The 26,014-nt window shown below is 63.1% G+C and carries 29 protein-coding genes; 17 read left to right on the top strand and 12 right to left on the bottom strand.

Annotated elements, in window-relative coordinates; all coding sequences use genetic code 11:
* Nucleotides 1-7 precede the first annotated feature (7 nt).
* Together RTP54_RS05465 and RTP54_RS05470 are read left to right on the top strand one after the other, a co-directional pair.
* Nucleotides 8-664 carry an HD domain-containing protein gene (locus tag RTP54_RS05465; RefSeq protein ID WP_312361452.1) on the top strand — a complete coding sequence of 219 codons (657 nt, stop codon included), beginning with the start codon at nucleotides 8-10 and terminating at the stop codon, nucleotides 662-664.
* 79 nt (nucleotides 665-743) lie between these two features.
* Nucleotides 744-1,595 (top strand): MOSC domain-containing protein, encoded by an 852-nt coding sequence (locus RTP54_RS05470; RefSeq protein ID WP_312361453.1) that lies wholly within the window; start codon nucleotides 744-746, stop codon nucleotides 1,593-1,595.
* Between the two features lie 123 nt (nucleotides 1,596-1,718).
* On the opposite strand, the gene RTP54_RS05475 is transcribed toward RTP54_RS05470, so the two are convergent.
* Complete coding sequence (locus tag RTP54_RS05475; RefSeq protein WP_112817526.1) at nucleotides 1,719-2,642, bottom strand: phytanoyl-CoA dioxygenase family protein; 924 nt, start codon at nucleotides 2,640-2,642, stop codon at nucleotides 1,719-1,721.
* Between the two features lie 128 nt (nucleotides 2,643-2,770).
* Here RTP54_RS05475 and RTP54_RS05480 point away from each other — a divergent pair, with 128 nt between their 5' ends.
* The 5 genes from RTP54_RS05480 to nadC all read left to right on the top strand — a co-directional run bounded on the left by RTP54_RS05480 (nucleotide 2,771) and on the right by nadC (nucleotide 8,846).
* Complete coding sequence (locus tag RTP54_RS05480) at nucleotides 2,771-3,637, top strand: helix-turn-helix domain-containing protein (protein ID WP_112810071.1); 867 nt, start codon at nucleotides 2,771-2,773, stop codon at nucleotides 3,635-3,637.
* Nucleotides 3,638-3,743: 106 nt separating this feature from the next.
* Nucleotides 3,744-4,982, top strand: a complete 1,239-nt coding sequence (locus RTP54_RS05485) for an MFS transporter (RefSeq protein WP_312361455.1) — start codon at nucleotides 3,744-3,746, stop codon at nucleotides 4,980-4,982.
* A gap of 169 nt (nucleotides 4,983-5,151) precedes the next feature.
* The gene (nadA, locus tag RTP54_RS05490; protein ID WP_112810069.1) at nucleotides 5,152-6,231 is read left to right on the top strand and encodes a quinolinate synthase NadA; all 1,080 of its coding nucleotides are present in this window, start codon (nucleotides 5,152-5,154) and stop codon (nucleotides 6,229-6,231) included.
* Nucleotides 6,232-6,285: 54 nt separating this feature from the next.
* Complete coding sequence (locus RTP54_RS05495) at nucleotides 6,286-7,884, top strand: L-aspartate oxidase (RefSeq protein WP_312361456.1); 1,599 nt, start codon at nucleotides 6,286-6,288, stop codon at nucleotides 7,882-7,884.
* A gap of 53 nt (nucleotides 7,885-7,937) precedes the next feature.
* Nucleotides 7,938-8,846: a carboxylating nicotinate-nucleotide diphosphorylase gene (gene nadC, locus RTP54_RS05500; RefSeq protein WP_312363182.1), complete on the top strand. Its 909-nt coding sequence runs from the start codon at nucleotides 7,938-7,940 to the stop codon at nucleotides 8,844-8,846.
* A 112-nt stretch (nucleotides 8,847-8,958) separates the two neighbouring features.
* Here the strand turns inward: nadC and RTP54_RS05505 are convergent, their stop codons facing one another.
* The 9 genes from RTP54_RS05505 to RTP54_RS05545 form a co-directional block, all read right to left on the bottom strand.
* Nucleotides 8,959-9,357 (bottom strand): hypothetical protein, encoded by a 399-nt coding sequence (locus tag RTP54_RS05505; RefSeq protein WP_312361457.1) that lies wholly within the window; start codon nucleotides 9,355-9,357, stop codon nucleotides 8,959-8,961.
* A gap of 145 nt (nucleotides 9,358-9,502) precedes the next feature.
* A complete protein-coding gene (locus RTP54_RS05510) occupies nucleotides 9,503-10,495 on the bottom strand; it encodes an NUDIX hydrolase (protein WP_112817531.1) in 993 nt (330 codons plus the stop codon).
* Nucleotides 10,482-11,021, bottom strand: coding sequence for a tyrosine phosphatase family protein (locus RTP54_RS05515; protein WP_312361459.1), 540 nt, complete (start codon nucleotides 11,019-11,021; stop codon nucleotides 10,482-10,484). Before RTP54_RS05515 ends, RTP54_RS05510 begins: the two co-directional genes overlap by 14 nt.
* Before the next feature lies 1 nt (nucleotide 11,022).
* The gene (locus tag RTP54_RS05520) at nucleotides 11,023-11,631 is read right to left on the bottom strand and encodes an HD family hydrolase (protein WP_312361460.1); all 609 of its coding nucleotides are present in this window, start codon (nucleotides 11,629-11,631) and stop codon (nucleotides 11,023-11,025) included.
* Nucleotides 11,628-12,473, bottom strand: a complete 846-nt coding sequence (locus tag RTP54_RS05525; RefSeq protein ID WP_312361461.1) for a folate-binding protein YgfZ — start codon at nucleotides 12,471-12,473, stop codon at nucleotides 11,628-11,630. Before RTP54_RS05525 ends, RTP54_RS05520 begins: the two co-directional genes overlap by 4 nt.
* Before the next feature lie 103 nt (nucleotides 12,474-12,576).
* Nucleotides 12,577-13,347: a hypothetical protein gene (locus RTP54_RS05530; RefSeq protein ID WP_312361463.1), complete on the bottom strand. Its 771-nt coding sequence runs from the start codon at nucleotides 13,345-13,347 to the stop codon at nucleotides 12,577-12,579.
* Between the two features lie 16 nt (nucleotides 13,348-13,363).
* On the bottom strand, nucleotides 13,364-13,633 hold the full coding sequence (locus RTP54_RS05535; RefSeq protein WP_112810062.1) for a hypothetical protein: 270 nt from the start codon (nucleotides 13,631-13,633) through the stop codon (nucleotides 13,364-13,366).
* 159 nt (nucleotides 13,634-13,792) lie between these two features.
* Nucleotides 13,793-14,239: a TIGR02301 family protein gene (locus RTP54_RS05540; protein WP_112810098.1), complete on the bottom strand. Its 447-nt coding sequence runs from the start codon at nucleotides 14,237-14,239 to the stop codon at nucleotides 13,793-13,795.
* Nucleotides 14,239-14,685 (bottom strand): NUDIX hydrolase, encoded by a 447-nt coding sequence (locus RTP54_RS05545; RefSeq protein ID WP_112810061.1) that lies wholly within the window; start codon nucleotides 14,683-14,685, stop codon nucleotides 14,239-14,241. Before RTP54_RS05545 ends, RTP54_RS05540 begins: the two co-directional genes overlap by 1 nt.
* Nucleotides 14,686-14,746: 61 nt before the next feature.
* Here RTP54_RS05545 and RTP54_RS05550 point away from each other — a divergent pair, with 61 nt between their 5' ends.
* Nucleotides 14,747-15,526: an SOS response-associated peptidase gene (locus RTP54_RS05550; protein WP_312363184.1), complete on the top strand. Its 780-nt coding sequence runs from the start codon at nucleotides 14,747-14,749 to the stop codon at nucleotides 15,524-15,526.
* A gap of 12 nt (nucleotides 15,527-15,538) precedes the next feature.
* Here the strand turns inward: RTP54_RS05550 and RTP54_RS05555 are convergent, their stop codons facing one another.
* Complete coding sequence (locus RTP54_RS05555; protein ID WP_162703548.1) at nucleotides 15,539-15,685, bottom strand: hypothetical protein; 147 nt, start codon at nucleotides 15,683-15,685, stop codon at nucleotides 15,539-15,541.
* Between the two features lie 417 nt (nucleotides 15,686-16,102).
* Here RTP54_RS05555 and cysS point away from each other — a divergent pair, with 417 nt between their 5' ends.
* From cysS to rarD, 8 genes are all read left to right on the top strand, one after another.
* Nucleotides 16,103-17,494, top strand: coding sequence for a cysteine--tRNA ligase (gene cysS, locus RTP54_RS05560; protein ID WP_312361465.1), 1,392 nt, complete (start codon nucleotides 16,103-16,105; stop codon nucleotides 17,492-17,494).
* 107 nt (nucleotides 17,495-17,601) lie between these two features.
* A complete protein-coding gene (locus RTP54_RS05565) occupies nucleotides 17,602-17,982 on the top strand; it encodes a VOC family protein (protein ID WP_312361467.1) in 381 nt (126 codons plus the stop codon).
* A 12-nt stretch (nucleotides 17,983-17,994) separates the two neighbouring features.
* On the top strand, nucleotides 17,995-18,486 hold the full coding sequence (locus RTP54_RS05570; protein WP_312361468.1) for a GFA family protein: 492 nt from the start codon (nucleotides 17,995-17,997) through the stop codon (nucleotides 18,484-18,486).
* Complete coding sequence (locus RTP54_RS05575; protein ID WP_312361469.1) at nucleotides 18,483-18,959, top strand: GFA family protein; 477 nt, start codon at nucleotides 18,483-18,485, stop codon at nucleotides 18,957-18,959. The genes RTP54_RS05570 and RTP54_RS05575 overlap by 4 nt, the downstream gene beginning before the upstream one ends.
* Nucleotides 18,956-19,453: a GFA family protein gene (locus tag RTP54_RS05580; RefSeq protein WP_112810056.1), complete on the top strand. Its 498-nt coding sequence runs from the start codon at nucleotides 18,956-18,958 to the stop codon at nucleotides 19,451-19,453. Before RTP54_RS05575 ends, RTP54_RS05580 begins: the two co-directional genes overlap by 4 nt.
* A gap of 2 nt (nucleotides 19,454-19,455) precedes the next feature.
* Complete coding sequence (gene pip, locus RTP54_RS05585) at nucleotides 19,456-20,418, top strand: prolyl aminopeptidase (protein ID WP_312363186.1); 963 nt, start codon at nucleotides 19,456-19,458, stop codon at nucleotides 20,416-20,418.
* A 26-nt stretch (nucleotides 20,419-20,444) separates the two neighbouring features.
* On the top strand, nucleotides 20,445-22,061 hold the full coding sequence (cimA, locus tag RTP54_RS05590; protein WP_312361470.1) for a citramalate synthase: 1,617 nt from the start codon (nucleotides 20,445-20,447) through the stop codon (nucleotides 22,059-22,061).
* Nucleotides 22,062-22,293: 232 nt separating this feature from the next.
* Nucleotides 22,294-23,232: an EamA family transporter RarD gene (rarD, locus tag RTP54_RS05595; RefSeq protein WP_112810054.1), complete on the top strand. Its 939-nt coding sequence runs from the start codon at nucleotides 22,294-22,296 to the stop codon at nucleotides 23,230-23,232.
* A 76-nt stretch (nucleotides 23,233-23,308) separates the two neighbouring features.
* Here the strand turns inward: rarD and RTP54_RS05600 are convergent, their stop codons facing one another.
* Nucleotides 23,309-23,929, bottom strand: a complete 621-nt coding sequence (locus RTP54_RS05600; RefSeq protein WP_312361472.1) for a TIGR00730 family Rossman fold protein — start codon at nucleotides 23,927-23,929, stop codon at nucleotides 23,309-23,311.
* Between the two features lie 243 nt (nucleotides 23,930-24,172).
* Between RTP54_RS05600 and RTP54_RS05605 the strand changes: the two genes are divergently transcribed.
* A complete protein-coding gene (locus tag RTP54_RS05605) occupies nucleotides 24,173-25,966 on the top strand; it encodes a LysM peptidoglycan-binding domain-containing protein (protein WP_312361474.1) in 1,794 nt (597 codons plus the stop codon).
* Nucleotides 25,967-26,014: the final 48 nt, after the last annotated feature.

Below are 26,014 nucleotides of genomic sequence, written 5' to 3' on the forward strand. Positions count from 1 at the left end.
AACAGTGATGACACGCAATTCTGCACTGGCGGCGGCGTTCGCGCCGCATGCCGAACTCGCCGCCATCTTGCTGCCGCATGCCTTTGCCGCAGACGACGGTTCGCACGACGCATCCCACCTGATCCGCGTGTGGAAGAACGCCGCCCGGATCCAGGCCGAAGAGGGCGGCGACCAACGGGTGCTTGCTGCTGCCGTGTTGCTGCACGATTGCGTTTCGGTCGAGAAGAATTCGCCGCACCGCATGCAGGCTTCCAGGCTCGCCGCGGAAAAGGCCGAGGGCATCCTGCGCGAGCTCAGCTGGTCTGAGCAAGACACGGCGTCCGTTGCTCACGCCGTCCTCACCCACAGTTTTTCGGCCAACATCGCGCCCGAGACGATCGAGGCGAAGATCCTGCAGGACGCCGACCGGCTGGATGCGATCGGCATGGTCGGCGCCGCCCGCTGTTTCTACATTGCCGGGCGCATGGGCAGCGGTCTCTACGACCCACTCGACCCCTTGGCCGAGGATCGCGAACTCGATGACAAGGCGTTCGCAATCGACCATTTCGAGGTCAAGTTGTTCAAGCTCGCCGATGGCTTCCAGACGGCTACGGGCCGCAGGCTGGCGCTTGAACGCCAGCAGCGGCTGCGCGATGTGCTTGCCATGATGCTGGATGAAATCTAAGCGTTTCAATCCATTGCCGCCGTTCGGTGAATCAGATCGAGAGCGGCCTGAATCAGTTTCTGAACGGGAGGCGTTTTCGATGAAGGTGACCGGACTGAACATTCATCCGCTGAAGAGCGGCAGGGCGATCCCGCTTGAAACGGTCACGGTCAACCTCGATGGCTTCGAAGGTGATCGGCGTTTCATGCTGGTGGAGCCGGACGGACGCTTCATCACCCAGCGCGAGCTGCAGGCGCTGGCACAGGTCGAGGCGACCCACATCGATGGTGGCGTCCATCTGAAAATGGGCGACAGGGCGCTCGCCGTGCGCTTTGACCCGGATCAGCGGCTCGGCGTTCGGGTCTGGGCCAGCGACGTCGATGCGGCCGTGGCGGACGGCGAGGCCAACGACACGCTGTCGACCTGGTTCGGCCGGCCGGTCAAGCTCGCCCATATGGATGCGTCGGCAGAACGTCTGGTCGGTGCCGAATGGGCGGGCACTCCGGCGCCCGTCGGCTTTGCGGACGGCTTTCCAGTGCTGATCACCACCACCGGCTCGCTTGCGGATCTTAACAGGACGCTTGAGCAAAAAGGGCAGGAGCCCGTCGGCATGGACCGCTTCCGCACCAACATCCTGCTCGATTGCGACGAGGCCTGGGACGAGGACTTCTGGGAGAGCCTGGAGATCGGCGGCATCCGCTTCGATTTCGTCAAGCCCTGTGCCCGTTGCATCATGACAACCCAGGACCAGATCACCGGCGAACGCATCGGCGGCAATCCGATCCAGGGCCTGGCGGAAAAGCGCATGTCGGCCGACCGCCGCGTCGCCGGCGTGCTGTTCGGCTGGAACGTCGTGCCGCGCGGGGAGGGCACATTGAAGCTCGGCGACGAAGCCCGGGTCATCGGCCGGCGCCAGGAACGCTGGCCGATGAAGGTGCGCGCCTCCGCTTAGAGCATTTCCGGGAAAAGTGCGGAGCGGTTTTCCGTCAGGCAATGCGTAAGGACCGAGGCATAGCGTGTTTCGGTGCCTCCGCCTGAATCGGAAACGCTCACACAAGCGCAAGCAGCGTCGACCTTAGAACCAGGGCGTGACGCCCAGCAATTTTGCTCCGAGGTCCGAGAGATTGGCGGGCGTCGCGTTGTGCTTTTCCCATTCGCGCGGGTCGCCCGGAAACGCATCGCGCTTTGGATGGTCAAGCTCGCGCCAGAGCCGTATCCGCTCTTCCCGTTCGGCCCTGTTGTCCCATTCGGCCGGATGCATGGAAATGTATTGCGCCATGCGCACCCGCCCGTCGGAATGGTTGGGGCGCACGCCATGGGCAAGCAGACTGTTGAAGATCATCAGGTCCCCGGCCTCCATCTCGATGTTGACGGTGGAAAGGCCCGTCATGTCGGGATGCATCGGGTCTCGGTCTTCGGGTTGGGTCCTCTCCCATGCCTCGAAATTTTCAAACAGCTCGGGCACGCACTGAAAGCCGCCGACATCGCCGTCCTGTTTCTTCAGGCTGAGCACGCCCTGGACGCCGATCGGCAGGGGCCGGATCGACGTGTCGACGTCCCAGTGGATGAAGCCGTTGGGGTTTCCCTTGATCTTCTTCGGCGGGTTGAGATTGGCCCGGTCGATGGTCACCCACAGGTCTTCGCGGTCCCAGATGTCGACGAAGGCGCCGTAGATGCGCTGCTCCTGGCGATTGTCCCAGAGATACTGGTGATTGTAGATTTCGAGCATGCCTGTGCCGTTGAGTTCCTTCATCTTGTGCTCGCGGCGCTGCGGCGCGTACCAGGTCGAAGGGTCGGCAGGATCCTTGTCGTCGAAGCGCCAGAGCAGATCGACGAGACGCTCGACATTGGCGGCCGGCACGGCCTGCCGGACGATGACATAGCCTTTGGTGATCCAGTGCTGCCAGTCCTCCTCCGAAAGCACACGCAAGGGCAGGCGCTTCCTGATGTCCTTCAGCTGAGTGTCGGCGGCGGATGTGGGGTGACTGTCTCTGAGCATGCGCACAAGCTCCTCTGCGTCTGCGTTTGTTGTCGATGCAGAAAGATTAGGCGTTCGGCGCCGGGCATGTTGTCTTTCAGCGGCAATAATTGATACTAATCTGGCTTCATTTAGAGATGGGGCGCAATATGAAGGCCGTTCTGCAGAAGATTGCCCGGCCGACGGACGCATCGTCGATCCTGCTCGATCGTCGGCTCGACGATTGCATCCCTTTTCAATGGCACCACCATCCGGAATTCGAACTGACGCTGACCCTGAATTCGCGCGGCCAGCGCTTCGTTGGCGATCACATCGGCACCTATGACGATGGCGACCTTGTGCTGGTGGGATCGAACCTGCCGCACACCTGGCTTTCCACCTCCAAGGTTGACGAGGCAGCGCCCCATGTCGCGCTGGTGCTTTGGTTTCACCCCGAATGGGTGGAGCGGATGCAGGACGGGTTCGTCGAGCTTGGTGCCGTAAGGGCGATGTTCGATCGCTCGGGGCCCGGCTTGCAGTTCTCGCCGGAGACCGCGCAGCGCATCCGGCCGGTGTTCGAACGTCTGCGCAAGCTCGCGCCGGAGGAACGGCTCCCGGACGTCCTCGCCTTGTTGACGATCCTGGCGCGTGATCAGCATGCAGCCCCCTTGTCGGAACGGGTCGTCGCGCCCTCGGGCAGATCCGCCGACCGCGGTCGCCTCGACCGCGTGCTCGACCATATCCATCTTGCCTATGCCGAAAATCCCTCGATGGGCGAGCTTGCCGACATTGCGGCCCTCAGTCTCTCCGGCCTGCATCGCCTGTTCCTGCGCCATCTGGACATGCCGATCTCGGAGTATCTGATGCGCCTCAGGATCGGGGAGGCGTGTGCGCTCTTGTCTGGAACCGGAAAATCCATTGCCCATGTGGCCGAAACGGTCGGATATCGTTCGATCGCCAATTTCAACCGCCAGTTCAAGGCGCAGAAGGGAATGACCCCGCGGCAGTTTCGCCAGAGGTTCAAGGCAGCCAGATGAGCGGCTTCTGGCGCCATCAATTCCGGTGATCGCGCCGTCAATTTAATTGGCTTTTATCTAATTTGACGCCCGGATAGGATCGCGTTCCGTCATCAGGAGAATACCCATGTCCGCCCTATCGGGAGCATCCGCGCCGTCGAGCGTGCGCCAGGAAATGCCCTGGCTGATCATCGTCGCCGGTTCGATCGTTGCGATGCTCACCTTCGGCCCCCGTTCGGCGATGGGCTTCTTTCAGCTGCCGATGCTGGCCGAAACCGGGTGGGACCGAACCACCTTCGGCCTGGCGATGGCGTTGCAGAACCTGTGCTGGGGCGTGAGCCAGCCGTTCTTCGGCGCGATCGCCGACAAGTTCGGCACCTGGCGGGTGCTGACGATGTCCGGCCTTCTCTACGCCTCGGGCCTGATCATCATGGCCCATGCCGACGCGCCGATCTGGCTGCACATCGGTGGCGGCGTGCTGATAGGCATGGCGGTCGGCTCCGGCTCGTTCGGCATCCTGCTTTCGGCCTTCGCCAGAAACGTGACGCCGCAGCAGCGCTCGATGGCCTTTGGCATCTGCACGGCGGCGGGCTCGGCCGGCATGTTCCTGTTCGCGCCGCTGAGCCAGGGGCTGATCTCGGCCTATGGCTGGTCCGACAGCCTCGTCTATCTCGGAATCCTGATGCTGCTCGTGCCGCTCTTTGCCATTCCCCTTCGTGGCAACTCGTCTTCCGGCAGCCAGTCGGAGGCGCAGTACAAGCAGTCGATCGGCGAGGCGCTGAAGGAGGCGCTCGGCCACAGGAGCTACCTGCTGCTTGTCTCGGGTTTCTTCGTCTGCGGCTATCAGGTGGCTTTCATCACCGCACATTTTCCCGCCTACATCGGCGACATCGGCATCGACGCCCGCTACGCGGTGATCGCGCTGGCGCTGATCGGCTTCTTCAACATCATCGGCTCGCTTTCGGCCGGTTTCATCGGGCAGCGCTATTCCAAGCCGTATTTCCTGGCGTGGATCTATATCGCCCGGTCTGTGGCGGTCACCGCCTTCCTGCTTTTGCCGCAGTCGCCGACGTCGGTCATCGTCTTTGCGATCGTCATGGGCCTGCTCTGGCTTTCGACCGTGCCGCCGACGAACGCGCTTGTCGCCATCATGTTCGGAACGCGCCATCTCGGCCTGCTGGGCGGCATCGTCTTCCTGTCGCACCAGGTCGGTTCGTTCCTTGGCGTGTGGATGGGCGGATATCTCTACGACCACTTCGGCTCCTATGATCCGGTGTGGTGGCTGGGCGTGGCGCTCGGCCTGTTTGCTGCCGTGGTTCACTGGCCGATCGAAGAGAAGGCCGTGCCGCGGCCGGCCCTGGCCTGACGAAATCCATCGACGGGACGTCGCGAAATGCGACGTTCCGTTCTTGAAATCTGTCACAAAACTTTCTAAATCAACCCATGCGGCTTTGCCGCTTTTGTTTTGGTTCAATTATGCTCAGTTTGAGCATAATTGAGGAGCCGCCCGAGAGAGGGGCGGAGAGGAGACTTCGATGACGCAGCTTGATTCCCTGACGCAAGGCGTGGCGAACCCGGTTTTCGTAAGCGCCGCCCAGCGCTTCGGCATCATCGAAAGACCCGAGCTTGCCTTCACGCCGGCAGTCGCGCGTGAGACCGAGCACCTCTACGAGAAGGTGAAGGACTTCATCCCGGCGATCGAGTGGCCGGTCTATGCGCCTTACGTTCATGCCATCAACCGGCTGAAGAAGGAGCGCAACGCCGTCATCCTCGCACACAATTACCAGACCCCGGACATCTTCCATTGCGTCGCCGATATCGTCGGCGATTCGCTCCAGCTCGCCCGCGATGCAGCCAAGGTCGATGCCGAGATCATCATTCAGTGCGGCGTTCACTTCATGGCCGAGACCTCCAAGTTGCTCAGCCCGGAAAAGACCGTGCTGATCCCGGACGCCAAGGCTGGGTGCTCGCTGTCGGAATCGATCACCGGCGCGGACGTGCGGTTGCTGAAGCAGCGCTATCCCGGCGTTCCCGTCGTCACCTATGTCAACACCTCCGCCGATGTGAAGGCCGAAACCGATATCTGCTGCACCTCGTCGAACGTGCTTGCGGTCGTCGAGAGCTTCGCTTCCGATACGGTGCTGTGTATTCCGGACGAATATCTGGCGATGAACGTCGCCCGCCAGACCAACAAGAAGATCCTGACCTGGAAGGGCCACTGCGAGGTTCACGAGCGCTTCACGGCGGCCGAACTGCTGGCCTACAAGGAAGCCAACCCGGGGATCGAGATCATCGGCCATCCGGAATGCCACCCGGATGTGATTGCCGTCTGCGACTTCGCCGGTTCGACGTCGGGCATGATCAATTACGTCAAGGACAATCGTCCGTCGAAGGTGCTGCTCGTGACCGAATGCTCGATGGCGTCGAACATCCAGGCCGAGATCGAAGGTGTGGAGTTCATCAAGCCGTGCAATCTCTGTCCGCACATGAAGCGCATCACGCTGCCGAAGATCCTCGATAGCCTGCTCACCATGACGGAAGAGGTTCTGGTCGATCCTGCTATCGCCGATCGCGCCCGCCTTGCAGTCGAGCGCATGGTCAACCTCAAGCAATAACACCTGGCGGGCGAAGGCCCGGCATACAAGCATGCGCTGGAGGAGAGCCGCACCATGCTGAGAGATCATTTCCGCCCGCAGTCCTTCAACGGGATTGACGACATCGTCATCGTCGGCGGTGGCCTTGCAGGCCTCTTCTGCGCGCTGAAGCTCAGCCCGCGCCCGGTGACCATCCTTGCCGCCGCACCCATCGGCCACGGCGCCTCGTCGGCCTGGGCGCAAGGCGGCATCGCTGCCGCGATGAGCCCGGGCGACACCTTCGAAAAGCACGTCGCCGACACGCTGACGGCGGGTGCCGGCATCGTCGACGAGAAGATGACGCGCATGATGGTGGCGGAAGGCCCCGCGCGCATCCACGACCTGCTCGACTATGGCGTTCCTTTCGACCGCGATCTCGAGGGCAAGCTGATCCTGTCGCGCGAGGCAGCCCATTCCGAACGCCGCATCGTGCGCGTCAAGGGCGACATGGCCGGCAAGGCGATCATGGAAGCGCTGATCACGGCCGTGCGCAACACGCCCTCTATCCGCGTCATCGAAGGCTATGTCGTCGAAGAGTTGGTGCGCGAAGGCCGGTTCATTTCCGGCGTCATTGCCCGGCCGGATGCGGGCCAGTCGAAAAAGCGCGTTTCGTTCCCGGCACGCGCCGTCGTCCTTTGCTCCGGTGGCATCGGCCATCTCTATGCGGTGACGACCAACCCTTGGGAAGCCTGTGGCCAGGGCCTCGGCATGGCGGCAAGGGCGGGGGCGATCATCGCCGATCCGGAATTCGTCCAGTTTCATCCGACGGCCATCAACATCGGCAAGGATCCGGCGCCGCTTGCGACCGAAGCGTTGCGCGGCGATGGCGCCCATCTCGTCAACGCCGCCGGGCATCGGTTCATGCTTGACATTCACGCCGACGGCGAGCTCGCTCCGCGCGACATCGTCTCGCGCGGCGTCTTCGCCGAGGTTCAGGCCGGACGCGGTGCGTTTCTCGACTGCACCAAGGCGGTCGGCAAACATTTTCCGGATATGTTCCCGACGGTCTATGCTTCCTGCATCGGTGCCGGTATCGACCCCGTGACGCAGCCGATCCCGGTCGTGCCGGCGGTCCACTATCACATGGGTGGCGTGCTCACGGACGCCGAAGGCCGCACCTCGATCGACGGCCTGTGGGCGGCGGGAGAGGTGACGTCGACCGGCGTGCATGGCGCCAATCGACTCGCCTCCAATTCGCTGCTGGAAGCGGTGGTCTTTGCTGCCCGCATCGCCGAAAACATCAAGGGTACCCTGCCGACGCCGCAATTGACCCAGTGGGGCGACAATGCCGGCGAGAACGACGATCCGGTAACGGTGGAAGACAGTCCGCAGCTCACAGTGCTGCGTGGCCTGATGAGCGAGTGCGTTGGCGTCGTCAGGACGCGCGAAAGCCTCACGCGGGCGATCCGCGAAATCGCGGCACTGGAGCGCGACAACGCCCGCATGCGTTTTACCAATATCCTCACGACCGCCAAGCTGATCGCGGTCGGCGCCCTTCGTCGTACCGAGAGCCGCGGCGGGCACTACCGTGCGGATTGCCCGACCGAAGTGCCGGAATGGCGTCGCCGCACCTATCTGACGCTTTCCGAGGCGAACCGATTTGCCGCCGAAGTTGCGGAAACCGAAACGGTCTGACGGCGACTTCGTGGCGACCATGATCCGAGATGATGACAGGGAATAACGACGAGATGACCGCAGCCCTTCGCCCCGAACTGCCCGCCCTCATGGTCGAGGACCAGGTGCGCGCCGCCTTGCTCGAAGATCTGGGCCGGGCCGGCGACATCACCACCCTGTCGACGATCGGGCCGGATCTGACGGCAACGGCCGAGATGGCCGCGCGCGACCCGGGCGTGATTGCCGGGCTCGAGCTGGCGCGCACCGCGTTCCGCCTCGTCGATCCCGCGATCGCCTTCGAGGCTCTGGTAAACGACGGCGACCGCGTCGCGCCGGGAACGAGGATTGCCCGGATCTCCGGTCGCGCCCGCGGTCTGCTCTCGGCCGAACGCGTCGGCCTGAACTTCCTCATGCATCTCTCGGGTATCGCCAGCTACACGGCGAAATTCGCCGACGAGATCGCTCACACGCGCGCAAAAGTCTGCTGCACCCGCAAGACAATTCCCGGGCTGCGGGCGCTGGAGAAATACGCCGTGCGTCTCGGCGGCGGTTCCAACCATCGCTATGGCCTCGATGACGCCGTGCTGATCAAGGACAACCACATCACCGTATCGGGCAGCGTTGCCGGCGCCGTGCACGCGGCCCGCGCCTATTGCGGTCATCTGGTCAAGATCGAGATCGAGGTCGATAGCCTGGACCAGATGCGCGAGGCGCTGTCGGCGGCGCCCGATGTCATCCTGCTCGACAATATGGGGCCGGAGCGCTTGCGCGAAGCGGTGGCGATCAATGCCGCCTACTGGCAGCTTTCCGGCGATGCCTATGCTGTGGACCCGCGGCGCGCACGTCTTGAAGCGTCCGGAAACGTGAAGATCGACACGGTCCGCGCCATCGCCGAAACTGGCGTCGACTATATCTCGACCTCCAAGATCACCATGGCGGCACCGACGCTCGACATCGGTCTCGACATCGCGATCAAGCGCTGAATCACACGATCCGTAGCCGCCGCGACAACGCTTGAAACGTGTCACGCAACGACTTGAATCGATTCCGGTTTAAGGAATTATCCAGTGACCGTCGGCGCAGTTGAGGCGGGCGTTATCGCTGCTGAATGAACGGACAGACGACTCGTTGGTCGATGGTGATCTCCGTACCGCAGTCATAGCGGCAGATCTTGAACTGCCCTCGCATATCCTGGCCGTTGAGATTGCAGATTCTCTGGCCACCGCCCAAACCAGATTGGCCGCCGCCGCCGCCGATCTGATTGTTGTTGAAGTAGTCGGGGATCGCCCTGTTACCCTGCGGGTTCGGCACGACAGGCTGGTCCGAACGGTTGTTGAAATAGTCGGGGACCGCCCTGTTACCCTGCGGGTTCGGCATGACAGGCTGGTCCGATCGATTGTTGAAATAGTCGGGGACAGCATTGCTCCCCTGCGGGTTTGGCAGGATAGGCTGATCGGTCAGGAGGCTGGTGAGCAGCGCAAGCGCAAGCAACATTTATTCTTCCTCGGCCGGCAGAGCCGGCGCTTCATCCAAGTGAAGGAATATAGCGCTTACCGGCCGAAGTGTTAGATGCGGCCAGCATTAAACGCTGAAACAGCCATGTTATCGCCACCAAGACTGCACGGCCGCTTTCCGAATGCTAAGCGGACGACGAGCGACCTCCGACCTTGAGGCCCGGGGCCGGACGCTCGTCGAGGATCTGGCGGCGGAAACGGAAGAGTGCGGCCGGTCTGCCGCCGGTCGAGGCGAGCGTCATGCCGGTCGGCTCCACCAGTTCGGCGCCTTCAACCAGCCGTCGGAAATTCTGCTTGTGCAGATGCCGGCCGGAAATCGCCTCGACGGTCGCCTGCAGGTCGGTGAGCGTGAACTCGGGCGGCATCAGCTCGAAGATCACCGGCCGGTACTTGATCTTGCCACGCAGACGGGCGATCGCCGTCGCGACGATGCGGCGGTGATCGTGGCGCATGGCTTGTCCGGCCGCGGCATTGTCTTCGCGCGAGCGGCCGTCGATTGCCGCTTCGCGCACGAGACCAGCCTCGTAGAGCAGTTCGTAGCGCTCGAGCACCCGTTCCTCGTCCCAGGGGAAGTCGCCGAGACCGAACGCAAGTCGGATGCGGGCGCGCCGCTGCGCGCCCGGCGCCATGCGCTCGTCGTCGGCGACACCAAGTTCCCACCGCGACAAAGCAGGCAGGATCACCTGATCAAGGATGACAGGCCGACCCTGCCGCCAGTCTTCCCAGGGCAGATAGCCGTACCAGTCGCGCCAGTGTGCGCCGGCTTCGGCCAGTCGTTCGGTGTTTTCGGTGTCGGTCCGCGTCAAGGCAAGGTAACCGACCGAGACCATGTGCTTGCCTTCTTCACCTGGCAGTCGCTGGCGACCGCGGTCGCCGAAGGTATAGAGCTGTTCGATATAGCCGAGCTTGAGGGCGGTGCGCTTTTCCACCCGGTCGCGCAGGCTGGTCTCGAAGGTTCGGTGGCGGGCGGGATCGAAGGGACCGAAGGGCAGGCTGTCGCGCGCGTCGCCATCCGCCTCGTTGATCGCCAGAATGCGCGGGCTGCGGTTCACCACCGCGACGATCGCCGCATTGAGGCCGATTTCGACCGTGACCGCCTGCGTCTCAGTCGCCAGCATGGGCGGGCTCGGCAGCAAGCGACAGCACGAAGGGCACATTGCCGTCGGTATCGGCGCCACGGCCGATCGAGCGCACGGCCGCGACGAGGCGCCCGCCGCGCGACAGGACGGCGTCGCCGATTTCAACGAGCCTCGAGTTCGGGGTCGCATAGGGCGAGGCGAGCCTCAGCCGGTCGACCAGGGCCTGGTCGTCCTGTTCGGGCTCGACGGCGAGGGCCGCGATCAAAGCGGCGGCCGGTGAGCGCGACACGCCCATCCAGCAATGCACGAGCAGCGGACGGGCCCGGTCCCAGTCCTTGGCAAAGGCGACGATCGCCTGGACATGCTCTTCCTGCGGCGCGATCAGCCCGCCGGTCCCGGCAAAGCTGATATCGTTCATTCCAAGCGTCAGATGCCGCGCCTTGGCGATGACGGCGGGGCGATGAAAGTCCTGACCCTTGGCGACCAGGCTCAGCATTTCCGTGCAGCCATGGCGCACGGCCATTTCGGCGATGCGGGCAAGCGGCGCTACGACGATTCTGGACATCTCAGATATCTGCTTTCGTGATGGTGCGTTCCGTTTCGAGCGCCGCGAAGCGCTCGGTGAACAGACGCTGAGCCTCGGTCGCCGGCAAGGGGTCGATCAGCAGCCCGTCCCGGGTAATGCCGCGCGGCTGACCGAAAAACTTCCGGGCTTCCTCCGTCGAGAAGCCGGCAAGCACAGTTGCCTCGAAATAGGCGGCGATGTGGTCCGCCTTCTTGATCCGGTCCTTCAGATCCTTCGAACAATGGGCGGGCAGTCCGAAGCGCAAATGAATGGCGCTTTCCAGCCGGCTCTCGACCAGCTTGTAGCCGCCGCCGACCACCGCCTTGAAGGGTGAGATCATGTCGCCGATCACATATTCGGGCGCGTCATGCAGCAATGCGAACAGGCAGTCGTCGGCATTGCACTTATGGATGCGCCGGAAGATGTCCTCGACCATCAGGCTGTGCTGGGCGACGGAAAAGGCGTGGTCGCCGGCCGTCTGGCCGTTCCAGCGGGCAACACGGGCAAGGCCGTGGGCGATGTCGCTAATCTCGACGTCGAGCGGCGAGGGGTCGAGCAGGTCGAGGCGCCTTCCGGAAAGCATGCGCTGCCAGGCACGCGTCGACGTCATGCGCTTGCCTCGTCGGCGGTGGTCGGAAAGGCAAGCCCCGTCCAGGCTGGCAAAGTCAACGTCACGGGAACGTCGCCGGCCAGAAGGGGAACGCCGTTGGCCATCGCTTCGCCAGCCTTGTCGATGCGCACGATCGCGAGCGCTGATGCGCCGCGCACCGTGCCGAGCGTTCCGATCGACTTGCCTTCGGCGGTGATCGCCGTGCCGCTGTCCGGCAGGGCCGACGCGCCGGCAACGATGACCACGCGGCGGCGCGGCGTGCCGCGGTGCTGCATGCGCGACACCACTTCCTGGCCGACATAGCAGCCCTTGCGGAAGGAGAGCGCACCGTTCTTGTCCATCAGCACGTCATGCGGGAACGCATCCTGCAATGCGAAATCGAAGCCGGAAACCGCAATGCCGGAAGTGATCCTGAGCTGGTCGAGATCGCTGGCGGACGCCGCATCCGTCGCGGCCTCGCCGTAGGAGCGGAACACGGAAGCGCCGGCCTTCTCGAATCGGTGGTCGCGATAGCCTGATGCCTGGGGCTCGTCGAAGGTTATGACCGTGGGCGTCTCGGTGTCGAGCGCAAGCGTCACCGCTGAGCGCAGCTTGTACATGGTCAGCCGCTTCAGCAGCGCTTCGGCCTGATCTGCTGCTGTCTCGAGCCTGAAACCGTCGCCGTCGCGCGAAATCATGAAATCGAACAGGATCTTCCCCTGCGGCGTCAGAAGCGCGCCGGGTCTCGCCTCATCGGCGGTGAGGGCGTCGAGATCGGTGGTGATCAATCCCTGGAGAAGATCTTCCGCATCCTTGCCGGAAACGGAGACGATCGCGCGGTCGTCGAGGCGAACTCTGGGCATGGCTCAAATCCTGTTCACATTGCCGAACAGGTAGGATGTTCAGGGATGAACGGCAAGCGTGTTGCCGGCGCTTAGGGCGCTTCCGTTTGAAAGATGAAGCGCTTTAGTCCCCGGCGATGAAAAATTTCCACTTGCCGTCGGGCATGATGCCGACCCGGTAGAAATTGTAGCTGCCGAACTCTTCCATGTCGGCGAAGTCCCCCGCCGTCACCAGACGGAAAAGATCGACTTTTTCAGGGGCCGTCAGCGATGCCAGCGGCTTTTCGGCGAAATACGGCCAGACATAGGCTTCCTGCGGCGTACCCTTGTCGACCTGGACGAAACCGGTCGAAAGCACGTCGAGCAGGATTGCCAGGATCTCGACGCCATCCTGGTCGCCGGACAGGCTTTTCAGGATCGCGATCGGATCTTCATCGGCGCTGACGCCAGTAACCTGGGTCTGTGTCGGGCCCTTGCCGAGTAGCGGGCGCAGCCGCTCTATATCGCCGGAAGCAGCGGCCTCGACGATCAGCTCGCGCATGCGCGCCACGGGCGCCGGTATCTTGGAGACGTCGCTCAGCACTTCGACGGGTTCGACCGTCTTCGGTTCTTCTGCGGGCTGGCTGTCTTTCGTTATCGTGATCGTCTTCTTGATCAGCGGGTCCGGCATCGGGATTTCGAGCGGGAGCTTTTCTTCCTGATCCGCCTCGTCTTCCACGGGTTGGGCTGGTGGAGGGACGGGATTCTGGTCGCTCGCGACTGCTTTGGGTTCGTCCTGCAGCTCACTCAGTGCGAATGCGGGCGACGTCGTAACCGGAACGCTGAGCGCGACACCGGCCAGAAGCAGCGTAACAAGGCGAACCGGAGTGGTCCGGTTGGCATGGTTCCGGCTCATAAGGGCAGTCCTGATATTACTGAAGCGAGCGTTGGGGCGAAAATTCACCGGCGAGCATGCGCTCGCGAAGCGAATTAAGCATCGCTTCCGCGCCGTCTTCACCATGAAGCCGAACGGTTTCCCGCATGGCGTGCGCGATGGCCGCATCGGCGATGATCTCGGGCTCGATGCCATCAGCCATGCCGTCCGCCCATGCCTCGCTCTGGTGTTCCAGCGCTGCCTGCATTTTCTCGTGGACGATCATGTCATCGATGTCGGTCAGGCTTGGTTCCATCATTCGTTCCATGCGACTTCCATTGCTGCAAGTGGCTCACTTTAGCGTCGTCCCGCTGAACCTCAACTGAACGACCGTGACCCGGTTGTCACTTCTTACCACTCTCTTAACGAACTTAGCAGCCTTTTCCCGAAACGACACGGGGTCGTGAGAAAAGAGGTTAATTTATTGCTAATTTCCAAAGCGGGCGACGATTTCTGACGCAAGTGTTGCTCCTTCGGCACGATAGCGCTGCTCCGCGACGATCGCCGGCTGGGTGCAGGCGGTATATACGGAGGCAAAGGTGCGATACCCCCGGTTGAAGGCGGCCGTCATCCGCTCGCGCCGCTTTTCCTCGTTGACCGTTTCCTTGTCGATCAGCTCCTGCATCGAGCGCCGCCAGACATCTTCTGGCTCCTTGACGCAGAGATTGCGCAGATAGTGGACCGATCCGAGCACTTCCGCGAGGCGAATCAGTCGCTGATCATAGGGTGTCGGCTTCTCCTCGACTGCAACGGGGGCCGGCGCCTGTGCCTTGTCCTGCGGTGGTGCCGCGGTCTTCTGGGCGGCGGCAGTCGTCGCGGCAGCGATGACGACTGTCGCCACGGTGAGGCGGAGGAGGAGCGGGCGGAATGTCATCATTCCTTCAAGTCCGAATCGGCGGCTGTTTCAAGGCGACGGCGTTCGTCAGCCAGCTTTTCCACGCATTCGCGAACGCTGTCGGGAATCGGAAGCGCAAAGATTTCGTGCGGCGTGAACCAGCCAAGGCCGGCCGCATCGTCGCTGGCAACGGCGACGGCATCGGCATCCGCCTGCGCCCGGAACACGGAGAGAAAGAAATGTCGTCCCTCTGATTCCTTTCCCGGCAGGTCATAGGTCTCAAACAGCACCGGGTCGTGGGCGTCGATGCCGGTCTCTTCCTGCAATTCGCGCAAGGCGGTCTGTTGCGGTGTCTCGCCCGGCTCGGCCCGCCCGCCCGGAAACGCATACATGTCCGCCGACGGCGGATTGGCGCGTCGCACCAGGAGGTAACGGCCATCGCGTTCGAGGATGACGGAAGAGGCGAGTTCGGGCGGCTTCGGCATGAAGGAATCAATTTCGATCGATATCGTTGACCCATCCTACGTGAAGTGCCACATCCATGTCATGTGCGGACGTTTTGCGCTGACGGCGACGCCGGAAGAATTGATCGAACTGTTCGGGCTGCTGGAAAGCGATGACTTTCCGGCGCGGTTCAATATTGCGCCGACGCAACCGATCATCGTCGTTGTGGCGGCTGACGGCGCCGGGCCGGGCAGCAACCTGCCGCAGCGCCGCGCACTCCTGGTGCGCTGGGGGTTCACGCCCGGCTGGGTCAAGGATCCCCGGGACTTTCCGCTTCTGATCAATGCTCGCGCCGAGACGGCGATCGAAAAGGCATCGTTTCGCGCAGCGATGCGTCATCGACGCGTGCTGGTCCCGGCTTCCGGTTTCTACGAATGGCATCGTCCGGCAAAGGGCAGCGGCGAGGCCTCGCAGGCCTATTGGATCCGTCCGCGCAAAGGCGGCATCGTCGCCTTTGCCGGCCTGATGGAAACCTGGTCTTCTTCTGACGGTTCGGAGGTCGATACCGGTGCCGTGCTGACGACCAGCGCCAACGCGGCGATAGCGCCCATCCACGACCGCATGCCGGTGATCATCCAGCCGGAAGATTTCGCCCGCTGGCTGGACTGCAAGACGCAGGAGCCGCGCGAGGTGCTCGATCTGATGGTGCCTGCGCCGGAAGACTACTTCGAGGCGATCCCCGTCTCCGACAAGGTCAACAAGGTCGCAAATGCCGGGCCGGATATTCAGGAGGCAATTGTTCCGCAGTCGCTGCCCAAGGCGCCGGCAAAGGACGACAAGAACGGGGACAAGCCCGACAACGGGCAGATGTCCCTGTTCTGATCCGCGGCGTGTTTACGCCGGCTGCTTCTTCAACGTGGCCGCAGGCTTTGCCTTGGCCTGCAGGGCAGCGGCGAGCACGGCCTTCAGGCCGAGCGGTCGATACTGCTCGACCAGGTCGGCGGATGTCTTGGCGATATCGGTGGTCTTGACGGCCTTCACGTGCATGCACTCCCTGATGCTATTCCTGACCGGAAACGTCTCGCTGCCGCGCGTCTGGGCGACAACGACGCTCCTCCTCATTTTCCCCGGCGACAGGAGCCGTGCTGCAGGGCCATCCGCATCACGATTCGCTCTCCCGTGTGGCGATCCCAGATAAGCCAAATCATGACAAATCCATGACCATGCCGTTGCCTTGATCGCCGGCTGTGCTTCGCATGGGGTTGGCCACTTGACCGAGGCGATGTGAAGCGCGATAAGTGAGCCCATGAAAACGGTTACCTGCATTATCTGCCGGAAGATTATTCGCTAGCGCTTCGCTGGCCTGGCCGTTTTCGTCTCCCGAAATCCAAGATGACAAACGCGCGGGCCTCCCGGGCGCCGTATTTCTGACGGTCGCATGCGTATTGGAGATTTGGAATGGGTGGAGTGCCGACACTTAAGCTGTACAACACGCTGACGCGGGAGAAGGTCGAGTTTCGACCGATCGATCCCGACAACGTCCGCATGTATGTCTGCGGCCCCACCGTCTACGACTATGCCCATATCGGCAATGCGCGTCCCGTCATCGTCTTCGACATCCTGTTCCGGCTGCTGCGCCATGTCTATTGCGCGCAGAACGTGACCTATGTTCGCAACATCACCGACGTCGACGACAAGATCAACGCGCGGGCGTTGCGTGACTATCCGGGCCTTCCCCTGAACGAGGCAATCCGGCATGTGACGGAGAAGACCGAGACGCAGTTCCTGAAGGACGCCAATGCGCTCGGTTGCCTTGATCCTGACGTGCAGCCGCGCGCCACCGACAACATTCCGCAGATGATCGACATCATCGAGAAACTCATTGCCAAGGGCCATGCCTACAAGGCCGGCGGCGAGGTGCTGTTCGATACCAGGTCGATGCCGGACTATGGGCAGCTTTCCAAGCGCAATCTCGACGAGCAGCAGGCCGGCGCCCGCGTCGCCGTCGAGGTGCACAAGAAGCATCCGGGCGACTTCGTGCTATGGAAACTTTCGGCCGACCATGAGCCGGGTTGGGAGAGCCCATGGGGCCGGGGGCGTCCGGGCTGGCACATCGAGTGCTCGGCCATGAGCGGGCGCTATCTCGGCGAGGTCTTCGATATTCATGGCGGCGGGCTCGATCTGATCTTCCCGCACCACGAAAACGAGATCGCCCAGTCGCGTTGCGCCCACGGCACCGATGTGATGGCGAATGTCTGGATGCACAACGGCTTCCTGCAGGTCGAAGGCCGCAAGATGTCGAAGTCGGAAGGCAATTTCGTCACCATCTATGAACTGCTGCACACCGAGAAGTTCGGCGGCCGGAAATGGCCGGGCGACGTGCTGCGCCTTGCCATGCTGATGACGCATTATCGCGAACCGATCGATTTCTCGATCAAGCGGCTGGAAGAGGCCGAGCACCTGCTGTCGAAATGGCCGGTGCCGGGCGATGTCCAGGGCGAGGCAGATCCGGCGATCGTCGCGGCATTGTCGGACGATTTGAATACGGTGGCGGCCGTACAGGCGCTGCATGCGCTGGCGCAGAAAGCGGCTGGCGATACGGCGTTCAAGGGCAGCTTTGCCGCAAGCGCAACGCTGCTCGGCATCGTGCCGCAGGCGGTGGAGCTCGACGAGGCCGTCGTTCACGAGGTCGATGACCGGGTGCGCGCACGCCTCGAATTGCTCAAGGCCAAAGATTTCGCCGCCGCCGACAGGATCCGCGACGATCTCTTGTCCCAGGGAATCCAGCTGAAGGACGGCAAGGATCCGGCGACCGGTGAGCGCGTGACGACCTGGGATGTGAAGCGGTGAAATGTTTTGCCATCCCTTGCACCATCAGAGACCAGTGATGACAGGGCAAGGGATGGCAGTCGCCGCCTTGTGGCGTAAGCCAAGGGGCATGAGGGAGGGTTCGGGCAATGATCGACCATACGGGCATTTCGGTTGCGGACTTCGACAAGGCGAAGGCCTTTTATGACCAGGCCTTCGCGCCACTTGGAGCCTCGTTCCTGATGATGGTGCCGCCAGAGCATACCGGCGGCGTCAAGGTCGGCGGCTATGGTCGCGAGCGCCCGGTCTTCTGGCTGCATGAGGCCTCTGCGGGCCCTGGCCGGCATTATGCCTTCACGGCGCGCAGCCGCAGCGAAGTCGATGCCTTCCACGCGGCAGCAATTTCCGCCGGCGGCCGCGATAACGGCAAGCCGGGACTGCGGCCACACTACCATCCAGACTATTATGGCGCCTTCGTCTTCGATCTCGACGGCAACAACATCGAGGCGGTCTGCCATGTGCCGGCCTGAGGAGATGTCGCGATGAGCCTCGACAACCGGCCACACTATGCCGGCGGCTGCCAGTGCGGCGCCGTGCGCTTCCGCGTCGAGGGCGCGCTCGGCGATGCCTCCGTCTGTCATTGCCGCATGTGCCAGAAGGCGAGCGGCAATTTCTATCTGCCGCTGGTGTCGGTGCGCGGTGCAACCGTCACCTGGACCCGCGGCGAGCGCAAGCGCTTCCAGTCGTCCAACTTCGGCTGGCGCGGGTTTTGCGGCGATTGCGGCACGCCGCTGACGTACGAGGCGCCCGATGGCATGGCCCTGGCGATCGCCGCCTTCGACGAGCCGCAGGGCATCGTGCCGACGATCCAGTGGGGCATCGAGGCCAAGCTGCCCTATGTCGACCGGGTTCCCGAGTTGCCTGGAGAAGACACGATGGCCGATGTCGATGCCGCGTCGTTCCTCACCGATCTCGTTTCCTATCAGCACCCCGATCACGACACCGAAACCTGGCCCCCGGAGAAGCAAAAATGACGGAGACTGTTCGAACAGGCGGGTGCCAATGCGGCGCCGTGCGCTTCCGCATTCGCGGACAGCTCGGCCGTCCGTCGATCTGCCATTGCCGCATGTGCCAGAAACAGTTCGGCTCCTTCTTCTCCGCACTGGTGACAGCCCCGAAAGATGGCGTCGAATGGACCCGTGACGAGCCGAGCTATTTCCAGTCTTCGGTCAACATCGATCGCGGCTTCTGCCCGAAGTGCGGGACCCCGATGATCTATCGCCATCCTGGCGGTCTGGAGATCGCCATCGGCACGTTTGACGATCGCAGCGACCTCGCGCCACAGATCCAGGTCAACCACGCCTCGCGGCTCCCCTGGGTCGAGACCATCTTCGACCAGCCGGCGCTGACGGACCCGGATTTCTACAGCCGGCAGGAGAGCATCATCTCTTTCCAGCACCCCGATCACGAGACCGAGCACTGGCATGAGCCGGGAGCGTTCAAATGACGATCGCGCGTATCTTTACCGGCGGCTGCCAGTGCGGAGCGGTCCGCTACCGCGCCGAAGGCGTGCTGGCGGATGCGCATATCTGTCACTGTCGGATGTGCCAGAAGGCGTCCGGCAACTACTTCATGCCGCTCGCCAACATCGCCCGCGACAATTTCGACATCACGCGCGGGCAGCCGTCCTGGTTCCGCTCGTCGCATCTGGTGCGGCGCGGCTTCTGCCACGATTGCGGAACGCCGCTGTTCTATGACATGCCCGACGAGGACTTCCTGAACATCGTGCTCGGCTCGCTCGACGATCCCGACGACCTGCCGCCGGTTTACCAGTCGGGCGTCGAATCGCGCATGGTCTGGTTCTCGCGCCTGTCGAAACTTCCAGAAAGTCAGACCGACGACGGCAGCGAGCTGTCAGCCACCCGGCATCTGCTGGTGCTTGAAACCAACCGCCAGCATCCCGATTACGATACGGTGCACTGGCCACCGATGAAAGACTGATGATGACCACTGAATTGCGCACGCTCTACCCGGAAATCGAACCCTATGCGTCTGGCCACCTCGACGTCGGCGACGGTCACTCCGTCTATTGGGAACGGGTGGGAACACCGGGCGGAAAGCCGGCCGTGTTCCTGCATGGCGGACCCGGCGGAACGATCTCGCCCAGCCATCGCCGGTTGTTCGACCCAGCGCTCTATGACGTGACGCTGTTCGACCAGCGCGGCTGTGGCCAGTCGACGCCGCATGCGCAGATCGAAGCTAACACCACCTGGCACCTCGTTGCCGATATCGAGCGTCTTCGCGAAATGGCAGGCGTTGAGAAGTGGCTTGTGTTCGGCGGCTCCTGGGGCTCGACGCTGGCGCTCGCCTATGCGGAAAAACACCCGCAGCGAGTGACGGAACTGGTGCTGCGCGGCATCTACACGCTGACCAAGGCGGAACTCGACTGGTACTATCAGTTCGGCGTCTCGGAGATGTTTCCGGACAAATGGGAACGCTTCATCGCGCCCATCCCCGAAAACGAGCGTCACGAGATGATGCATGCCTACCACCGGCGGCTGACCAGCGACGACAGGGCGACGCGACTTGCCGCGGCCAAGAGCTGGAGCATCTGGGAAGGTGAGACGATCACGCTGTTGCCGGAACTGTCGACCAGCGGCCGCTTCGAGGAAGACGAGTTCGCCGATGCCTTTGCGCGCATCGAGAACCACTTCTTCGTCAATGCCGGCTGGATGGAGGATGGGCAACTGCTGCGCGACGCCCATCGCCTGCACGGTATTCCCGGCGTCATCGTCCAGGGCCGCTACGACATGCCGTGCCCGGCCAAATATGCCTGGCAATTGCACAAGGCCTGGCCCGAGGCGGAGTTTCACCTGATCGAGGGGGCAGGGCATGCCTATTCCGAGCCCGGCATCCTCGACCGGCTGATCCGCGCCACCGACACCTACGCAGGCAAGACCGAATAACGACCGACCATCATTGGAAACGAGCCATGACCAGGGAACGCATCTACCTCTTCGACACGACGCTACGGGACGGGCAGCAGACGCCCGGCATCGACTTTTCCGTCGAGGACAAGATTGCGATTAGCACCCTGCTCGACGATTTCGGCATGGACTATGTCGAGGGCGGCTATCCCGGCGCCAACCCGACCGACACGGAGTTCTTCAAGCGCAAGCGCACGAAGAAGGCGGCCTTCGTCGCCTTCGGCATGACCAAGCGCGCCGGCGTTTCCGCCTCGAATGATCCGGGCCTTGCCGCCCTGATCGAGGCAAAGAGCGACGCGATCTGTCTGGTCGCCAAGAGCTGGGACTATCACGTGGCCGTGGCGCTCGGCTGTTCCAACGAGGAGAACCTCGACAATATCAGCCTGTCCGTCGCAGCCGTCGTCGGTGCCGGCCGCGAGGCGATGGTCGACTGCGAGCATTTCTTCGATGGCTACAAGGCAAACCCGACTTATGCGCTTGCCTGCGCCAAGGCCGCCTTCGAAGCGGGCGCGCGCTGGATCGTGCTGTGCGACACCAATGGCGGCACCCAGCCGCACGAGGTGCGCGAGATCGTCGCGGCGGTCATCGCCGCCGGTATCCCCGGCGCCAATCTCGGCATCCACGCCCATAACGACACCGGCCAGGCGATCGCCAATTCGCTTGCTGCCGTGGAGGCCGGCGTCCGCCAGATCCAGGGGACGCTGAACGGCATCGGCGAGCGCTGCGGCAATGCCAATCTGGTGACGCTGATCCCGACCCTGGCGCTGAAGGAGATCTATGCCAACCGGTTCGAAACGGCGATCGATGCCGACCGGCTGCAGGAGTTGACCAAGCTCTCCCACGCTTTCGACGAACTGTTGAACCGTTCGCCCGACATGCAGGCACCCTATGTCGGCGCATCGGCCTTTGCCACCAAGGCCGGGATCCATGCCTCGGCGCTTCTGAAGGATCCGCGCACCTATGAGCACATCGCGCCCGAAAGCGTGGGCAACCTGCGCAAGGTCATGGTGTCGGATCAGGGCGGCAAGGCCAACTTCATCAACGCGCTGAAGCGCCGCGGCATCGCCGTGAGCAAGGACGATCCCAAGCTCGACAAGCTGATCGCGATCGTCAAGGAGCGCGAAGCGACCGGTTATGCCTATGAGGGCGCCGACGCGAGCTTTGCGCTTCTGGCAAGCCGCATCCTTGGAACCGTGCCGGACTTCTTCCACGTCGAAAGCTTCCGGGTGATGGTCGAGCGCCGATTCGACGCCAACGGTCAGCTGAAGACCGTGTCGGAAGCGGTCGTGCGGGTGGTGGTGGATGGCGAGACCATGATGTCGGTTGCCGAGGGCCACGGTCCGGTCAACGCGCTCGATCTGGCGCTGCGCAAGGATCTCGGCAAGTACCAGTCCGAGATCGAGGATCTGGAGCTGGCCGACTACAAGGTGCGTATCCTTAATGGCGGGACCGAGGCGATCACCCGCGTTCTGATCGAATCGACCGACGGTACGGGCGCTCGCTGGTGGACGGTGGGCGTCTCCGACAACATCATCGACGCGTCGTTCCAGGCGCTGATGGACAGCATCATCTTCAAGCTGCTGAAGAATAGAGACCATGTCGGCCTGATTGCGGCCGAGTAAGCCGCGGTCAGGCGAAAAGGCGAGCGGCGCACCGGATTGACGTCGCTTAGCCTGCCTATACCATGAGCAAAATTCACCATCCGTTCACGGAAATGAATTGGTGCATCGCGGGGCGTTGGAGTACGACGCCCCATGGAAGGGTCTGCCAGCCACATGGGCTACGCCCTTTCTTGCGACCGGAGCCGGCGTCAACGCCCTGAAAACCTCCGGTGAACATATCAGGAAAAACACCATGGCCGAGCCGAACGCGAAAGTACCCGCAGAAAACACCGATTCCGCTCAAGGCTTCGCCTTTGCGCTGACGGCCTATTTGCTCTGGGGTTTCCTGCCTTTCTTCATGAAGGCGATCGCCCACATCCCGGCGCCGGAGGTGGTCGCGCACCGCATCGTCTGGTCGGTTCCGCTCGCAGGTCTCGTGCTCGTCTGGCTCGGCCGCACGGAAGACGTCAAGGTTGCGCTGCGTTCGCCGCGCATGCTGCGCATGGCGGCGCTGACGGCCGTGCTGATCACCATCAACTGGGGCATCTATGTCTGGGCGATCGGTGCCGGCCGGGCGATCGAGACGGCGCTCGGCTATTACATCAATCCGCTGTTTTCGATTTTCCTCGGCGCGCTGCTTCTGAAGGAAAAGCCGAGCCCGGCGCAGATGGTGGCGATCGCGCTCGCCGCATCCGCCGTTGCCGTGCTTGCCTTCGACGCCGGTGGCCTGCCCTGGGTGTCGATCGGGCTCTGCCTCTCCTGGGGCTTCTACGCCTTCTTCCGCAAGACGCTGCCGATCGGCCCGAACCAGGGCTTCTTCCTCGAAGTGCTGCTGCTCAGCATCCCGGCGATCGGCTACATTATCTGGCTCGAGGCGACCGGCCAGGGCCACTTCGGCGATACCGGCATGACCGACGTGCTGTGGCTGATGTCCTGCGGCGTCGTCACTGCCATCCCGCTGATGATCTATGCCAACGGCGCCAAGCTGCTGCGGCTGTCCACCATCGGCATCATGCAATACATCGCCCCGACGATGATCTTCCTGATCGCCATCTTCGTCTTCCACGAGCCTTTCGGCACGGCGAAGCTGATCGCGTTTGGCCTGATCTGGGCAGCGCTCGTCATCTATTCCGGTGCGATGCTAGCCCAGAGCCGCGCACGCCGTGCCGAGCAGGTCAGCGCGGCGGAGTAAAGCATCCGCTCAAACGAAAAAGGCGCGCCCGAACGGCGCGCCTTTTTTTGTTTGGGAACAGTGGACGCGCCGCCGCCTAGAGACGCGAGATGATCTCGGCTTCGCCCTCGCGACAGTTCGCTCCGCCTGCGGCAGCAAGGATCGCCGGCACGATGTCCTCGGCCCTTTCGACGACCAGCGGCTGCACGAGATGGGCAGTGTGCACGAAGCCTTCGCCGCGCATGTGCTGCAACAGGTCGAGCATCGGCTTCCAGAAGTTGTTCATGTTGCCGAAGACCATCGGCTTGCGGTGACGGCCGAGCTGCGCCCAGGTCATGATCTCGACGATCTCTTCCAGCGTGCCGATGCCGCCCGGAAGCGCCACGAAGGCGTCGGCGCGCTCGAACATCGTGTGCTTGCGTTCGTGCATGTCGGCCGTCACGATCAGTTCGTTCAACTGGCCGAGCGAATGGCGGGTCGCTTCCTTGTCCATCAGGAATTCGGGGATGATGCCGGTGACTTCGCCGCCATTGGAAAGCACGCCGCTGGCGACCGCTCCCATGATGCCGCGCGTGCCGCCGCCATAGACCAGCCTCAGGCCGTGGTCGGCGATCGAGCGGCCGAGCGCGCGGCCGGCTTCCATGTAAATCGGGTCGCGCCCCGGCTGCGAGCCGCAGTAGACGCAGATGGATCGAATCGTGGTGTTTTCGGTGTTCATCCGATCAAAAAACATTGCACCGCAGCAAGGGTCAAGAAAAATGAGGGGAAAGCCGGGTTCGCAACGCTTGCAGAGCAGGGGGCTGCTTGTCTGCTACTTCCGGAAACGCTAGCAATTTCAGGGATCGATTGAAGAAATTGGGCGGGTTGCTCGCAGTTGCGCTATAATGATTGCGCAAGCCCCGCGCCTTAGGCCGATGAGAGGGCATGCGCGGAGCATCGCTCCGCTCCTGTGGAGAGTGGCATGATCAAGAATAAGGCCGGCTGGGTGGCCCTTACTGTCCTTGCGGCAGCGACAGCGTTGATGGTTTTCGTGGTTCAACCGAATTTGCGTGGCGGCAAGGAAGCGTCTGCGGACAGTGCGTCGAACGCGCCGGCCCAAACCGGTGAAGCGGTTTCGTCGAGCGGCGGGCCTCAGCCCACTGCGGACGCGAACGCGCAGCCTTCCGCAAAGCCCGCCGAGACAGCCAAGGCGGCCGAACAGCCCGCCGTCGGAACGGAGGCGAAGCCGCCGGTCGAAGACGCATCCATTCCCGGATTTGACGTTCTGCGTGTCGAGCCCGATGGTTCGACCGTGGTCGCAGGCCATGCCGCCCCGGGCTCGAAGCTCGAAATCCTCAACGGCGCTGCGGTGGTCGGAACGGCCGATGTCGGCGTCACCGGCGATTTCGCCGCGGTCTTCGACAAGCCGCTCCCGGCCGGAGATTATCAACTGACCCTCAGGGCAGTCGGAAAGGACGGCGTCGCCAAGACCTCTCAGGAGGTCGCGACGGTTTCCGTGCCCAAGGATCCGACCGGCCAACTGCTCGCCATGGTCTCCCGGCCGGGCGAGGCCAGCCGGCTGCTGACCACGCCGGAAGCGTTGGCCGGCACTGCCGCCAAGACGACGGAAACGCCAGTCGCCGCAGCGACCGCTCCGGCTCGGGCCGAACTCGCATTGGCGACGCCTCAGACAAGCAATGATGCGACGGCCGCCTCGGCCAAGCCCGGCTCAGCCGTAGGGTTGCAGGTTACCGCCGTCGAGATCGAGGGCGCGAAAATGTTCGTCGCGGGTAGCGCCAAGCCGAAAGCCCTGGTGCGCATCTATGCCGACGACAAGCTGCTCGGCGAAATGAAGGCCGACGACAAGGGGCACTTTGTCGTCGATGGCCAGATCGAGCTTTCGGTTGGCAGCCACATCATTCGCGCCGACATGCTGAACGAAGACGCAAGCAAGGTGGTCATGCGTGCATCCGTGCCGTTCGACCGTCCGGCAGGTGCCCAGGTCGCAGCCGTTGCCGGTCCGGTTTCGGCCGCAGCGACGGCCGGCCTTGATGGCTTGCGTGCCGAAGCCGGCAAGGCACTGGCGCTCCTGAAGGGGCTCTTCTCCGACGGCAAGGTGCCGACGGGCGAACAGCTCGCAGCCGCTCGCTCGGCCAGCGAATTTGCACTGAAGTCGCTTGCCGATTTCCGATTGACCGACACTTCCGATCAGGCCCTTGCCAGCGACGTTGCCCGGACGGCGAAGGCCGCCGCCGATGCGCTTGCCGTTCTGAAGGAAGCACCGCAGGACGCTTCGAGCGTTGCAGCGGCGCTGACCAAGGTTGAAGCGTCCGTTGGCGCGATCCTTGCCGAACGCGGCACGGCTACGCCGGCCGTGGTGGCTGTTGCCGCGCCGTCCGCCACAGGTGAGGTCGCCGACGCGTCGGGGACATCGAAGGTCAAGGGCGCGGGCAGCGAGGTCGCCAGTGACGTTGCTGCCACGCAGCCTGTCGTCGCCTCCGCTGAACCCCAGGCCCAGCCGGAAACGGTCGAGCAGGCGCCGCTGAAGGAAAGCAAGAGTTCCGTGATCATCCGTCGCGGCGACACGCTCTGGCAGATCTCGCGGCGGGTCTATGGTGCCGGCGTTCGCTACACCACGATCTATCTTGCCAACCAGGCCCAGATCGAAAACCCAGACCGGATTCGCCCGGGCCAGGTCTTCGGCGTTCCGGACCAGGCGCTTCCCGACGAAGAATCGCGGGAAATTCATAAGAAGCACATGAAACAGGAGCAATAGGCCGTTCATCGACGCCGTTCGCATTGCGACGGCGTCGGTGGAGACCTA

It is taken from the genome of Ensifer sp. (assembly GCF_031989085.1).
In the GTDB taxonomy this organism is placed as follows: domain Bacteria; phylum Pseudomonadota; class Alphaproteobacteria; order Rhizobiales; family Rhizobiaceae; genus Ensifer.